The sequence below is a fragment of the Pseudomonas sp. 478 genome, assembly GCF_003254125.1.
Taxonomy (GTDB): Bacteria; Pseudomonadota; Gammaproteobacteria; order Pseudomonadales; family Pseudomonadaceae; genus Aquipseudomonas.
Genome location: NZ_QKZG01000008.1, coordinates 248,280 through 261,888, shown reverse-complemented (window position 1 = coordinate 261,888; position 13,609 = coordinate 248,280). Strand labels below are relative to the sequence as shown.

The 13,609-nt window shown below is 55.9% G+C and carries 16 protein-coding genes; 10 read left to right on the top strand and 6 right to left on the bottom strand.

Going from position 1 to position 13,609, the window contains the following annotated elements:
- Positions 1 to 79 precede the first annotated feature (79 nt).
- Positions 80 to 1,726 (top strand): hypothetical protein, encoded by a 1,647-nt coding sequence (locus tag DFS28_RS18705; protein ID WP_111450992.1) that lies wholly within the window; start codon positions 80 to 82, stop codon positions 1,724 to 1,726.
- 56 nt (positions 1,727 to 1,782) lie between these two features.
- Here DFS28_RS18705 and rffA read toward each other — a convergent pair whose 3' ends face one another.
- The 4 genes from rffA to DFS28_RS18685 are packed head-to-tail and all read right to left on the bottom strand — an operon-like array spanning position 1,783 to position 5,041.
- The gene (rffA, locus tag DFS28_RS18700) at positions 1,783 to 2,922 is read right to left on the bottom strand and encodes a dTDP-4-amino-4,6-dideoxygalactose transaminase (protein WP_111450991.1); all 1,140 of its coding nucleotides are present in this window, start codon (positions 2,920 to 2,922) and stop codon (positions 1,783 to 1,785) included.
- A gap of 49 nt (positions 2,923 to 2,971) precedes the next feature.
- Complete coding sequence (locus DFS28_RS18695; protein ID WP_111450990.1) at positions 2,972 to 3,382, bottom strand: GtrA family protein; 411 nt, start codon at positions 3,380 to 3,382, stop codon at positions 2,972 to 2,974.
- 52 nt (positions 3,383 to 3,434) lie between these two features.
- Positions 3,435 to 4,358: a glycosyltransferase family 2 protein gene (locus DFS28_RS18690; protein WP_111450989.1), complete on the bottom strand. Its 924-nt coding sequence runs from the start codon at positions 4,356 to 4,358 to the stop codon at positions 3,435 to 3,437.
- Complete coding sequence (locus DFS28_RS18685) at positions 4,355 to 5,041, bottom strand: WbqC family protein (protein ID WP_111450988.1); 687 nt, start codon at positions 5,039 to 5,041, stop codon at positions 4,355 to 4,357. The genes DFS28_RS18690 and DFS28_RS18685 overlap by 4 nt, the downstream gene beginning before the upstream one ends.
- 252 nt (positions 5,042 to 5,293) lie before the next feature.
- Between DFS28_RS18685 and DFS28_RS18680 the strand changes: the two genes are divergently transcribed.
- The 7 genes from DFS28_RS18680 to recX all read left to right on the top strand — a co-directional run bounded on the left by DFS28_RS18680 (position 5,294) and on the right by recX (position 10,387).
- The gene (locus DFS28_RS18680) at positions 5,294 to 6,028 is read left to right on the top strand and encodes an XRE family transcriptional regulator (RefSeq protein ID WP_033053549.1); all 735 of its coding nucleotides are present in this window, start codon (positions 5,294 to 5,296) and stop codon (positions 6,026 to 6,028) included.
- Between the two features lie 516 nt (positions 6,029 to 6,544).
- Positions 6,545 to 6,892, top strand: a complete 348-nt coding sequence (locus tag DFS28_RS18675) for a phage holin family protein (protein ID WP_111450987.1) — start codon at positions 6,545 to 6,547, stop codon at positions 6,890 to 6,892.
- A 220-nt stretch (positions 6,893 to 7,112) separates the two neighbouring features.
- Positions 7,113 to 7,676: a glycoside hydrolase family 19 protein gene (locus tag DFS28_RS18670; RefSeq protein WP_111450986.1), complete on the top strand. Its 564-nt coding sequence runs from the start codon at positions 7,113 to 7,115 to the stop codon at positions 7,674 to 7,676.
- Positions 7,658 to 8,194 carry a lysis system i-spanin subunit Rz gene (locus DFS28_RS18665; RefSeq protein ID WP_111450985.1) on the top strand — a complete coding sequence of 179 codons (537 nt, stop codon included), beginning with the start codon at positions 7,658 to 7,660 and terminating at the stop codon, positions 8,192 to 8,194. The genes DFS28_RS18670 and DFS28_RS18665 overlap by 19 nt, the downstream gene beginning before the upstream one ends.
- Positions 8,195 to 8,274: 80 nt before the next feature.
- Complete coding sequence (locus tag DFS28_RS18660) at positions 8,275 to 8,775, top strand: CinA family protein (RefSeq protein WP_111451039.1); 501 nt, start codon at positions 8,275 to 8,277, stop codon at positions 8,773 to 8,775.
- Between the two features lie 83 nt (positions 8,776 to 8,858).
- The gene (gene recA, locus DFS28_RS18655) at positions 8,859 to 9,911 is read left to right on the top strand and encodes a recombinase RecA (RefSeq protein WP_007907270.1); all 1,053 of its coding nucleotides are present in this window, start codon (positions 8,859 to 8,861) and stop codon (positions 9,909 to 9,911) included.
- Positions 9,912 to 9,919: 8 nt separating this feature from the next.
- The gene (gene recX, locus DFS28_RS18650) at positions 9,920 to 10,387 is read left to right on the top strand and encodes a recombination regulator RecX (RefSeq protein WP_046046277.1); all 468 of its coding nucleotides are present in this window, start codon (positions 9,920 to 9,922) and stop codon (positions 10,385 to 10,387) included.
- Between the two features lie 43 nt (positions 10,388 to 10,430).
- Here the strand turns inward: recX and DFS28_RS18645 are convergent, their stop codons facing one another.
- Complete coding sequence (locus DFS28_RS18645; protein ID WP_111450984.1) at positions 10,431 to 11,549, bottom strand: TIGR00730 family Rossman fold protein; 1,119 nt, start codon at positions 11,547 to 11,549, stop codon at positions 10,431 to 10,433.
- A 366-nt stretch (positions 11,550 to 11,915) separates the two neighbouring features.
- Here DFS28_RS18645 and DFS28_RS18640 point away from each other — a divergent pair, with 366 nt between their 5' ends.
- Entirely contained in the window at positions 11,916 to 12,110 is a 195-nt protein-coding gene (locus DFS28_RS18640; protein ID WP_111450983.1) for a hypothetical protein, read from the top strand.
- On the opposite strand, the gene DFS28_RS18635 is transcribed toward DFS28_RS18640, so the two are convergent.
- The gene (locus tag DFS28_RS18635; protein ID WP_111450982.1) at positions 12,111 to 12,536 is read right to left on the bottom strand and encodes a PA3611 family quorum-sensing-regulated virulence factor; all 426 of its coding nucleotides are present in this window, start codon (positions 12,534 to 12,536) and stop codon (positions 12,111 to 12,113) included.
- A gap of 189 nt (positions 12,537 to 12,725) precedes the next feature.
- On the opposite strand from DFS28_RS18635, the gene DFS28_RS18630 reads away from it, so the two are divergent.
- Positions 12,726 to 13,460, top strand: a complete 735-nt coding sequence (locus DFS28_RS18630; RefSeq protein ID WP_111450981.1) for a tRNA-uridine aminocarboxypropyltransferase — start codon at positions 12,726 to 12,728, stop codon at positions 13,458 to 13,460.
- Positions 13,461 to 13,609: the final 149 nt, after the last annotated feature.

Below are 13,609 nucleotides of genomic sequence, written 5' to 3'. Positions count from 1 at the left end.
CTGCAACGACGTGCTTCACCCTCCGGTCAGCTGATGTTAGCTTGCGCACCTCTTTTGTCTGTCGACTTGGCGTTTAACCATGAGTAATGCTTTACCAAAAAAAATCCTACTGCTGATACCCATGGTGCTGATCTGTGCACTGCTCAGCGGAGTGTTTCTTCCGGTCTATTCTGATGAGGTTGTGACGAAATTCAACAATGCACGCTTTTTCATGGAAAGCGGGCAGATGCTCTCGTTTTATCCGCAATGCACCACCACTGTCGGCCATTGGGTAGCTTGGGTTTTTTATCCTGCTGCGATATTGATTTCCTCGGTTTACGCCTATCTGGAACCTTTCGGCTTGCGGGTGAGTGGCGTTGTACTAGCGTCGGTTTGGTTCGGGTTGTTGGCTTACTGGTGCTATCGGCAAACAGCAGAGGGATGGGTGAGGCGTTTCACCTTACTGGCTGCCTTTGCATCCCTAGGTGTCATGCCATATCTCTGGGTACTGTCGCGCCCCGAGCAGTTCATGTTATTGCCGGTTCTGCTCATTTGCATTTTGGCACTGTTCGCCCCCGTATCGAGCAGCAGCAGACGTCAACTGATCTTAATGGGCGGGTTAGTGCTGTTGCTTTCGGTATTTTTCTACGCTCATCCCAAGAGTCTTTTTTTTACGCCGTTCTTTCTTGCTGCCGTATGGATAGCCACGCGAGGTTTCAGGTTGCTGATTCGCGCCGGCCTGTTGATGTATGTACTTGCTTTAAGTACGCAAGTGTTACGAGATGCCAGTTTCCTCGGTGGCTGTCTGGATGCACCTGCTATCCAAAGCTTACTGGCTGCGAACAGTCTGATGCCCGGAATGTTGTTGAGCGACCCTCTTGCGTTCTTTGGAGCGGCTTGGCAAAACCTCGGCCTGTTTTCCGAGCGGATGCTTGCTCACCTGACCTTTAACCCTACCTTTCAATCGGGTTGGTTGCCGCCCTTGACGGACAAACCCGGTCTGTTGCTCTGGCTGAACCCGCTTATTCATTACACCCTGCTAGTTTTGGTGGTGGGAAGCCATTTGTTGGCGGTAGGCGTGGCAGTCGTCTCCCTGGCAAGACGGCGGATGCCGGCGGCACTCTTCCTGGCGTCACTGCTGGCCGCAGGCGATTTGATCAATATCGCGCTGTATAACCTCCAGAACTTTTACGCCGGCATCCAGTACGTTCCCCTATCTATTGTTATCGTAGTCTTACTGTTCCAGTGCCTGCCGGTTGTCCGGCCATGGTTTGCGGCCAGGATTGCGGGGTATCTGACTCTAGCGTTTGTGGCCGGTCTCGCACTCATGTCGTTAGTTACACTGTTTTATCTGGTAACGCCGAATCTGCTGCGCAATGCTGACTATGCCAACGCCAGTATTCCTGGTCAGCCGCTGTCTGTACCGGTAATGGGCGTCAAGGCACACCTGGATTCGATCCGGGAGCTGGGCGAGTCCTGTCATATTCCGGCGGACAACGCTGAGCATGTAGTGGTCGATCACATGACCTATTTCGCCTACCTGAGAGATCGCAGTCCTATACACGTCCTGTATGTTTCGGAGTTCGGTTACGGCGGGGATCTGCTCAACGGCAAATTGCTACCTTTTCTGAAGGAAAGAAATAGCCCTGGCCTGATTACCCGGTGTGAGTGGGTGCCCAGCGAGTTTCGCGACATTCAGCGACAGAATGACCGTGGTTATTGCTGCGTCGATTTTGGTAGCAGGTAGGGAGGATACCCGCTCCTACCGCGAAGGCGCGTAGTGAGCGGGACTGCTGAGAGGGTTCAGCGAAGTGCTGTCTCGAGTACGGCGATGACGCGATCTTGTTGTTCATGCGTCAATCCGACCCACAGCGGTAGCCGGATCAGCCGTTCTGACTGCCGGTCGGTCACGGCCATTGATCCATGGACCCGGCCATAGCGTTGACCGGCTGGCGATGAGTGAAGTGGAACATAGTGGAACACTGAATTAACGCCCGCGCTTTTCAGCGCTTCGAGTACCATCTGGCGGTCAATCTGCGAGTCCAGAAGTACATAGTACATGTGGGCATTGTGGGTGCAGTAGGCGGGTATGATCGGTCGCCTGAGCAAACCTTTCTGCTCAAGGGGGCTCAAGGCATCATGATAGTGCTGCCAGCACGCCAACCGTTGCTCGGTAATGCCTGTGGCTTCCTCCAGTTGTGCCCACAGGAATGCCGCGATCAACTCCCCAGGCAGGAATGACGAACCCACTTCTTGCCAAGTGTACTTGTCCACTTCACCCCGGAAGAAGCTGCTGCGGTCCGTGCCTTTTTCACGAATGATCTCGGCGCGTCGGACCAGCGCCGGATCGTTGACCAGCAGCGCGCCCCCTTCTCCAGATATGACGTTCTTGGTTTCATGGAAGCTCAATGCACCAAGGCTACCAATGCTCCCCAGTGGACGACCCTTGTAGCAGGCCATGATGCCCTGTGCGGCATCTTCGACGACGTGCAAGCCGTGACGTTGGGCAATTGCCAGAATGTTGTCCATCTCACAGGCCACGCCCGCATAGTGCACGGGAACGATAGCCCGGGTGCGCGGGGTGATGGCTGCCTCGATCAAGCGTTCGTCGAGGTTAAGCGTGTCTTCGCGAATATCCACAAACACCGGCACGCCGCCACGCAGCACGAATGCGTTGGCGGTGGAGACAAAAGTGTAGGACGGCATGATGATCTCATCACCCGGCTGAATATCCAGCAACAAGGCCGCCATTTCCAGTGCTGCGGTGCAAGAATGAGTCAGCAAGGCCTTGTTGCAGCCACTGGCGTTCTCCAGCCACTGGTGACAGCGCTTGGAGAACGGCCCATCGCCCGCCAGCATATTGCCGAACTTGGCTTCGGCGATGTAATACAATTCCTTGCCGGTCATGTGAGGGCGATTAAATTGAATTTTTTCGCTAGTCATCGCAGTGTTCCGATTAGGGTTGAGTGGCAATCAGCAACAGTGAACCGCATCATTGAGCTGTTTTGAATACGAAGAATTTGAGGGTTACAAACAGATAGCCAGCTACCACAAAGATTGCCGCTGCCTGTATCCACTGGTGGGCGTATCCGAAGTGATCGACGAATAACGCCAGCAGGAAGAGGTTGATGCCATAACCACCCATGTGGGCAATGACAAAGCGAATACCTGAACCTAAAGTCCCTCCCTCGTAAGAAAAGGTCAGGTGCCGGTTTCCAAAGAAACTGATAAGTGCGCCGGCTACATAGAGAGCTGTCATGGTCTGCTTCGGTGGGCTTCCCAGTTCGGTCAAAAAAAGGTAAACGGCAAGGCCGCAGGCGTTGCTGAGTAAACCGATCAAGCCATACTTGATCAATTGCGCAGCAGGTATCCGTCGTTTCAGTCGAGCGGTCAGGCTGTTCATTCAGCTTCTACGTCCAGCAATTGTCGCACCTCGAGCCAGGCGTGTTTTTCCGTCATGAGCGGCCATAAATGTTCCTGACTATGGTGTAGGGGCGGCGCTTGCTTTCGGAGAATACTTTGGAAAGGTAGATGCCGATGATGCCCATGCATGAGAGGACCAGGCCGCCAAGCAACCAGATCGAGACCATCACTGAAGTCCAGCCCGCCATGATATATGAGAAGAACAGCCAGTTGATCAGCAGGTAAGCGGAATAGCAGCAGGCGAATGAGAAAATGATAAGGCCGATGTAGAAAATGGCGACCAGCGGTAGGACGCTGAAAGATGTGACGGAATTCACCACCAACGACAATTTGCGCCTGAAGGTGTAGGTTGATTGACTTGTGCTGAGTTTTTGAATGGTGACAGCCTTTTGTACGAAGCCGGTGATGTGAAACAAACCGGCCATGAACACCTCTCGTTCCTCATGGCACAGTAGCGCATCTACATAGCGCCGAGTCATCAAACGAGCCGTGACAACATTGGCGGGGAGCGACAAACCGGACAACCGGTTGATCAACGTCCAGAAGAGACCACCACTCAATCGTTCGAACCAACTGCCCTTACGCTGCTCTTGCACTCCGAAGACCACGTCACAGTTCTCGCCGTGCATCTGCTCGGAAAAAGTCAGCAGACACTCCGGCGGTTCCTCCAAGTCGCTGTCGATCAAGAACACCTCATCACCCCTGGCATGGGCGAGGCCGGTCATCATCGCCTTGTGATGACCGAAGTTCCGTGAAAGGTCGACCAGCACCACATGCGGGTCAGTTTCCGTCAGGCGAATGGCCCGTCCCAGGCTGTCATCAGGCGAGCCGTCGTTGACCAGAACGATCTCATAGTCATCACCTGCATGTGCTTGCGCAACACTGCTGCAGCGTGCATGAAACTCCTGGAGATGGTTTGCGGATTGATACAGGGTGGCGACGATCGACAGTCTCATAGCGTGACGTACTTCATGTATGTGTGAGATCCAGTGCCGCAGTTGAAAAGCAGGTCAAGAATACTGACCCCGTGGACGAACGAGCCCCACAGCTGTGGATATTCGCGGTAGTCACTGTAGTCGAACCAGTGCAAATCGATGCCTTGCGCCTGGAATTGTTCAGGCTGCAAGTAATCTTTGGCTGATGGTCCGGAAATATAATCACTGGCACCCGACTGTCGGCACAAGTCGACCAGACGCTCAGTCTTGCCTTCCCCCAGTTGGTAATCCCAAGAGCAGGATATCCGCGTATTGATACCCAAATAGGCGCAGATAACTTTTATCAGGGTGCTGTTCAATTGGGTCAGATGGCTATAGGACGCGTCTAAGTAAAGAGGGCGAAGCCAGCTAGCGATAGCATCGAAATGTGCTGCTCGTCGGTAATTGCTTTCCAAAGTTTTCCAGTGCTTTACCTGCCAGCCGTCGACCAGAGGCACATCACGGATGCGCCGACGAATATCCTGGCCCACCGGCACTGTCAGCCACTGCACACCTTGAGGTGTCTTGATCTGATTACGATTGCGCCAGTCGTTTTTAGTGAATTGCATATCATCGTAAAGGATGAATTCATCCACCGCCGCGATGAGGTCAAAGTAACCTTTCCAGGGGATATAGTTGGACTGCAGGATGGCAACTTTCTTCACATTGAAATCCGTTCGCGAGCAAGCGCACTGCCTATTTTGGAATCAGTGCTGTTGCCTGTGTATATTCTGAGGCTGTTCCATATGCTAACAGCAATAAGCGCAGCGAGTTACCCAAGGTATCTGCTAGCATCTTGGACTAGGGTGTATGCCCGGCGCAGATATGAATGCTCGGCAGTGCGTATATGATATTTATGCACGATCTATGCGAATCAGCATTTGTTTTTCGCGAAAAGATCAAGCACTATGCGCTTTATGCAAAAACGCAATGTTTCTACCGTCTTAAGAGCGCTGCTCGATCAGCACGGGATCTCCCCCACGGAGCTTCACCGTCGCACCGGCGTGCCTCAATCCACTCTCTCGCGGATCCTCAGCGGGAAGATCGTCGATCCCTCGGATAAACACATCTCGAAGATTGCCGAGTACTTCGCCGTGAGCACCGACCAGTTGCGGGGCCGCGCGGATGTCGCGCCGGCAGCCAGCACCGGGCGCGATCAATTGCATTCGGAACTCAAGGACATAAGTCTGTGGGACGACGATACGCCCGTCGATGACGACGAGGTATCGGTCCCCTTTCTTCGCGAGGTTGAATTGGCTGCAGGATCAGGCAGGTTCGTCATCGAAGAGAGCGAGCGCTCTAGCCTGCGCTTTGGCAAGCGGAGTCTGCGCCACAACGGCGTTCAGTTCGATCAGGCCAAATGCGTGACGGTGCGCGGCAACAGTATGTTGCCGGTACTGCGCGACGGCGCCACCGTCGGCGTTAATGCCGGCAAGTGCGGGATCGGCGATATCGTGGATGGCGACCTTTATGCCATCAACCATAACGGCCAGTTGCGAGTGAAACAGCTTTATCGCCTGCCTACCGGGATACGCCTGCGCAGCTTCAATCGCGATGAACATCCGGACGAGGACTACACCTTCCAGGAAATCCAGGAAGAGCAGATTGTCATCCTCGGTCACGTCTTCTGGTGGGGCATGTACGCCCGTTAACCTCACCGCTGTCAGATAAAACCCGCCATCGAGCGGGTTTTTTTTCGCCTGCCAAAAACCACCAGCGCCTTTGTCTGCGGCGCTTTCATGCGTCTGCGCATTTTAACGTACAAATAAATGCATCAATGCATTGACTGTATATGCATACATGCATATTCTTTGTCTCAAGCAGCTCAAAAGCAGCTCAAAAGCAGCTCGAAGCAAAGCTCTTTAGTTCCACCACAAAGGCAGCGATGAACCGGCCTCAACGGTTCAGAGGGTTGGCAACTGACCCGGGTGTGCAGCGTAAAGCACCACAAGCAGTTATCCGGCGGGCAGGGACCGCGGTCGGAAAAACAATTTGAATCGATCCGTACCGCGCCAGTAGCGCCGAAAGGTCAATGCGAAGGACCGCATTCTGAAAAGCCCGGTTAGCGCCGGGCTTTTTGGAATGCCTACCTACCGTCAGGCAACTCAAGAGACACCGTTTGAAAGACACACACACATCACTCATCAATCACCCGCAGGAGGCGTGACATGACAAACGAGCAACAAGCGTTGCTGGACATGCCGATCTGGCTCGTCATCGTCCTCGCCCTGGTGGGCGGGGTGTCCGGCGAAATGTGGCGCGCCGACAAGGAGGGCGCCCGCGGCTGGTCATTGCTGCGGCGCCTGGCCTTGCGATCCGGGGCCTGCATGGTCTGCGGGGTCTCGGCCATCATGCTGCTGTATGCCGCCGGCGTGTCGATCTGGACGGCATGCGCGTTCGGTTGCCTGACGGCGATGGCCGGGGCAGACGTTGCCATTGGCCTTTATGAGCGCTGGGCGGCCAAGCGGATTGGCGTTTGCGAAGTGCCTCCGCGAGATCCTCGCCAGGATGACTGATCACAAAGCCCAATGGAATGGCGAGCAGCGGTGCCGACCGGCATCCGACCCGCAAGGACGCGGGTTTTCCAAGGCCAGTACCTTTCACTCAAACCCGCCAACAAGCGGGTTTTTTATTGCCCGGTGAAAACACCATGAAGCTCACTCTACTGATCGACCAAGTGCGTGATCACTGCCCACGTCTTGTAGATCGAGTCGCCGCCGGCATTCTGGAGGCAATATGACCGTTACGCAGCAACAACTACAGATCGTTATGCCCAACGCCTGCTCCCAAGCAGGCGTTTTCATTTCTGCGCTCAACACCGCCATGACCCACCGCAACATCAATACCCCGAAACGCATCGCTGCGTTCCTTGCGCAAGTCGGTCACGAGTCGGGGCAGTTGCAGTACGTGCGTGAGTTGGGCAGCGCTCAATACTTGAGCAAGTACGACACTGGCGCATTGGCTGTGCGCCTGGGTAATACGCCAGAGTCCGACGGCGACGGTCAAAAATACCGTGGTCGAGGCCTGATTCAGATTACGGGTCGTGACAATTACCGTCAGTGCAGTCTCGGACTCTTCGGTGATGATCGTTTGCTATTTTTGCCAGGACTTCTGGAAAAGCCCCGGTGGGCAGCTGAATCGGCTGCCTGGTTCTGGGAGCAAAATGGCTTCAATGAACTGGCCGACCGCGACCAGTTCAACAGCATCACCCGTCGCATCAACGGCGGCCTGAACGGTTTGCAGGATCGCTTGCAACTCTGGGCTCGGGCGAGGGCGGTGTTATGCCAGCCTTCGGTTTGATCCCGGTGCCTTACCGCATCATTGGCGTTGTTGTGTTTCTGGCTGTGTTGGCCGGCGGCTCGGCGGCGCTGGCCTGGCGCTTTCAGGATTGGCGTTATGGCCGGCAACTGGCGGAACAGGCCACGCTGCACGCCGAGGTACTGAATCAACTGACTCTGGCAGCCGCAACGCAGCAACAGGCCGAACAGGACAAGCGTCTAGCACTGGAGCAGCGTCTTTCGATCAGCGAACAAACCCATTACCGAGCGCTTAGCGATGCCCAACGTGATCAAGGTCGCCTGCGCGATCGTCTTGCCACTGCTGATGTGCGCCTGTCAGTCCTCCTCGATGCCCGTGACGCGGCCTCTGTCTGTGCAGTGCCAACCGCCTCCGGAGCCAGCCGCGTGGATCATGGAATCGCGCGCGCCCGACTTGACCCTGCGCATGCTCAGCGAATTATCGCCATCACCGACGCCGGCGACCGCGGACTGATTGCCTTGCAGGCCTGTCAGGCTTATATCAGAGCCCTCGCTCGTTAACATTTTGATCGATCCTGCGCCTTGCAAGCGCGTTACGCTCGTGTACGGTAGTTCTCATTCCGCTTGCTCAGGAGATGACCGTGAAAGAAATCACCCAACTGGCCGCTGAACTTGGCAGGCGTTTGCAGGTTCTCAATGCCCACGTCACCGCCGCAGAGTCCTGCACCGGCGGCGGGATCAGCGAGGCGATCACCCGGGTTCCGGGGAGTTCGGCGTGGTTTGAGGCCGGTTATGTCACCTATTCCAATCGCCAGAAAACCGAGCAATTGAATGTCCCGGTCGAGTTGTTTTCGACGGTGGGGGCGGTCAGTCGCGAGGTGGTCGAGGCCATGGTCCGAGGCGCGCAGGAGAAAAGTCATGCGCGTTTTGCCGTCGCGGTCAGCGGTGTTGCGGGGCCGGACGGCGGTTCCGCGAGCAAACCGGTGGGCACCGTCTGGCTAGCCTGGGGCGTCGGGGAGGCGGTGTTCAGCGAGGTCCGGCACTTCCCCGGAAACCGCGACGAGGTCCGCCGACAAACGGTCAAGGCCGCGCTAGAGGGGCTGCTGCGCCATACCACTGGAGAAATCTCAAATCAGGGGTAGGCGATCCTGAAACGCTGTGGAATAATACTGGCTACTTATACAGGTGTTGGCCGTCAGGCCTTATTGATTACGTGAGGACTTTAATGGACGACAACAAGAAGAAAGCCTTGGCTGCGGCCCTGGGTCAGATCGAACGTCAATTCGGCAAGGGTGCCGTAATGCGTATGGGCGATCAGGACCGTCAGGCGATCCCGGCTATCTCCACTGGCTCTCTGGGTCTGGACATCGCGCTCGGCATTGGCGGTCTGCCAAAAGGTCGTATCGTTGAAATCTACGGTCCTGAATCCTCCGGTAAAACCACGCTGACACTGTCGGTGATCGCCCAGGCTCAAAAAGCCGGCGCGACCTGTGCCTTCGTCGATGCTGAACACGCCCTTGACCCTGAATACGCCGGCAAACTGGGCGTCAATGTCGACGACCTGCTGGTTTCGCAGCCGGACACCGGCGAGCAAGCCCTGGAAATCACCGACATGCTGGTGCGTTCCAACGCGGTTGACGTGATCATCGTCGACTCCGTGGCAGCTCTGGTTCCAAAGGCTGAAATCGAAGGCGAAATGGGTGACATGCACGTGGGCCTGCAAGCCCGTCTGATGTCCCAGGCGCTGCGTAAAATCACCGGTAACATCAAGAACGCCAACTGCCTGGTTATCTTCATCAACCAGATCCGTATGAAAATCGGTGTGATGTTCGGCAGCCCGGAAACCACCACCGGTGGTAACGCGTTGAAGTTCTACGCTTCGGTTCGTCTGGACATCCGCCGGACTGGCGCGGTGAAAGAAGGTGATGAAGTCGTCGGTAGCGAAACCCGCGTCAAAGTCGTTAAGAACAAGGTGGCTTCGCCGTTCCGTCAGGCTGAGTTCCAGATTCTTTACGGCAAGGGCATCTACCTCAACGGTGAGATGATCGACCTGGGCGTGCTGCACGGTTTCGTTGAGAAGTCCGGCGCCTGGTATGCCTATGAAGGCACCAAGATCGGTCAGGGCAAGGCTAACTCGGCCAAGTTCCTGGCAGACAATCCGGAAATTGCCGCCAAGCTCGAGAAGCAACTGCGCGACAAGTTGCTGACTCCAGCGCCGGACGTTAAAGCGTCGCCAGTCAAAGAGACTGCTGATGACCTGGCTGACGCTGATATCTGATTGATCCGATGACCGCCGTACTCGATACACTCGTCGCGGTGCGGCGAACCGCAATGGACCTGCTCGCGCGACGCGAGCACGGTCGAGTCGAGTTGACGCGTAAACTGCGTCAACGCGGCGCCCTCCCTGAAATGATCGACACGGCACTCGACCGCTTGACGGAAGAAGGCCTGCTGTCCGAATCCCGTTATCTCGAAAGCTTTGTTTCCTACCGTTCCCGTTCCGGTTATGGCCCTTTGCGTATTCGCGAAGAGTTGAGCCAGCGCGGCCTGCAACGTACCGACATCGAACTTGCTTTACGCGAGAGCGGTATCAACTGGCAGGAGCAACTGGAAGACACCTGGCGGCGAAAGTTTTCCGGGCATTTACCGATAGACGCCCGGGAACGTGCCAAACAAGGCAGGTTCCTGAGTTATCGGGGATATTCCATGGAAATGATCAGCCGCTTGTTCAGCGGTCGAGGGATGGACGATTGACTGAAACGGCTCGCTATTTCGATAGCGGGCCGTTTTTTTTTGCTTACGTAACCTTGGACGGTTCCCGCGAGCGCTGTTGCGCCTGGGGTTGGGATTGCGCCAGGTTTTCTGGCAGGTTGATGTAGTCCACCAGTTCCCGCAGGCGTCCATGATCACGGGCGTTGAAGGTGAAAGCGAGTCGCGCCAGGTGGCTGAACTGCGGTTCGTCGTGTTCCTCTCCGCTGTAAGCATGTTGATGGAAATGATCGCTCAGACACAGGTCGGCAAATGCCTCCTGCATGTGTTCGAGCGCCTGGTCGCTGAGCTTGTGATTCATGCGGATCACGAATTGATGCTTGAGCCAACGGCTGGAGTGGAAGTTGCTGTAGAACTGGTTGATCTGCTCCACAGCTTCTTCCACGCTGTAGACCAGACTGACGAGTTTCATATCGGTCGGCAGGATGTAGCGATTTTCCTCCAGTTGATGGTGGATGAAGTCCAATGCGCCTTGCCAGAACTTGCCGCCGGGAGCGTCCAGCAATATCACGGGCACCAGCGGGCTTTTGCCAGTCTGGATCAATGTCAGCACTTCCAGCGCTTCATCCAGGGTGCCGAAACCGCCAGGGCACAGGACCAGCGCATCGGCTTCCTTGACGAAGAACAGCTTGCGTGTGAAGAAGAAGTGGAAAGGCAGCAGGTTGGTGGTGCCATTCACGGTGGGATTGGCATGCTGCTCGAAGGGCAGGGTGATATTGAATCCCAAACTGTGTGCCAGGCCAGCACCTTCGTGGGCCGCCGCCATGATGCCACCACCGGCACCGGTGATGACCATCAGGTCTGAGCGCGCCAGCGCCGCGCCTAGCTCTCGGGCCAGACCGTACAGCGGATGTTCTATCGGCGTTCGGGCAGAGCCGAAAACGGTGACTTTGCGCCGCCCCTTGAACTGTTCCAGCACACGGAAAGCATGTTCCAGTTCGCGTAGGGTTTGCAGGGTGATCTTGGCATTCCAGCGGTTGTGATCTTCCTGGGCCATGCGTAGCACGGTCAGGATCATGTCGCGGTAGATCGGGATGTTCGGGCTGTTGGGTGAAACCAGGTTGAGTTGCTCTTCGACCTTGCTGATGAGGTCGTGGCCGCTTTCTTCAAAATGACGGCTCAGGAGGTCATTCGGTTGGTAAGGCATCAACTTCTCCTTCCATACAGGCTCTGTTTTTCCCTTGGATGAAGGAAACATTCGCACAACAAGACGCGCAATGGGCAGCCCCTTTCCTGCCCTGAAAAGTAAACGTGAACACTATGAATCTAGACCGTCATAGCGTTTTTCGCTGACTTGATCATTGCGCTGCAAAGTCTTTCCTGGCAACCGCTTATTGTCGATTTGCAAGGTGCTTTCACCGCTCGTCTGAACGCAAGGCGAGAGTCCGACAGTCTGATTTACTAAATTACAGGCACGACACGACAACTTTGCGTCAAAGGCAGGACGCACGTTACAAGCGGTTCAAGGAATTTATCGCTCAAGCAAGGGCGAGGTGCAGGGAGGCGGGAAGGTATGACCAGAGTTATTCTGGAGATCGATACGCAACTGTATCGATTATTGAAATCATCCGCCGAGGCCAATCATTTGAGTCTCGAAGAAGAGTGCTGCCGACGTTTGGAGGGTGCCGACCGACGCTCGCGTTATTTGCAAGCGCTGTTGGCAGAACTGCGCGCCGAGGATGAACAGCGGCGCGCCAATTCCCGTTGATTACTTCTTCTTGGTCGGAGCCGCTTTCGGGCAGTCCGATTCCTGATAACTGGCGGAGCCGACTGAGCGGTTGGTCTTCACCTCAGTGAAGTCGTAACGCATGACCGCGCCCTTGGCCATCAGTTTGCGGAACGATGGGTTGTTGCATACAGAGGCGCCAAGCTGGAAATACACGGCTTTCGGGTCGGCACGCATCTTGTTGGCGTGGCTGCTTTGCACGCTCAAATGGTTGATCAGCGTGTTGCCTTCGACGGTGTAGCCCTGATCAAGAATGTCTTCGTTGATCGCCCGTGGAGTACCAACACTGCTTTGTATGGCGACGTTTCGCAGCTCTCTGTTGAGATTCTGCTCACTCAAGGAAGCAGCCTGAGCGCTGAAGGACGACGCCAGCAAAATGGCAGCGGTGGGAACGATAAGGCGCAGCATGAAACTCTCCTGGTTCAGTGACTGGTGGTTCGACCCGTCACATGACTGTGCGTTCAGTGGCGGCGAATTATAGGGGACGAGGCCTGGACGGTACAGGCTTGCACCGCCTGCTCTGATAAACTGCCGCCACTTTCTGCCCTGCCGAGTGTTTTTCGTGTCGATTTTCTTCCCCTGCCGGCGTTGCCTGCGATGAACCCTGCAATCCCACGCTTTGCTGCAAACGCAGTAGCCCGCTTGCGCGATGAGCGAGAGGAAGAGGGCATCAAGCCGATTCAGGCCCGAGGCTGGAGGGCGCCGCGTTGCCGAGCCTGCCGTGTGATCGAGAGCCACTGCCTGTGCGCCTGGCGCCCGCAGGTGGAGGCCCGCTCTGGCGTGTGCCTGATCATGACCAACAAGGAAGTGTTCAAACCGAGCAACACCGGTTGGCTGATCGCCGATGTGGTGCGCGACAACCATGCGTTCATCTGGTCGCGTACGGAAGTTGATGAGCAACTGCTGGCGCTGCTGGCCGATCCGCAATGGCAGCCGTACCTGGTGTTTCCGGGTGAGTACGTCGAACCCGAGCGTGTCACAAACAGCGTCGATGCCGATAGTTCGAAGCGTCCGCTGTTCATTCTGCTGGATGCCACCTGGACAGAAGCCCGGAAGATTTTCCGCAAAAGCCCCTACTTTGACCGGCTGCCGATCCTGAGCCTGTTGCCCGAGAAATTGTCGCGGTACCGGTTGCGTCGATCGACCCGTAGCGAGCATTTATGCACAGCCGAAGTGGCGGCGCTGTGTCTCGATCTGGCGGGTGATACCGAGGCAGCGTCGGCACTGGACGCTTATTTTGACGTGTTCAGCCAACATTACCTTGATGCCAAACATCAGCTTGAAATGGATGTTTCAACACCGGCACACGCCGAACTGATGCCTTTTGTGTAAAACGGCGCACCTGTCACGCGCTGATTGTCGCCCATACTGCAAAGATCTGTACTGGCCATGCACCTTGACCACCCCGGCTTCGCTGGGCATGCTTGGCGCCGATTAGGGCGCGGCCAAAGTTTGATACGCCGTATTCTTTACGTGGATAG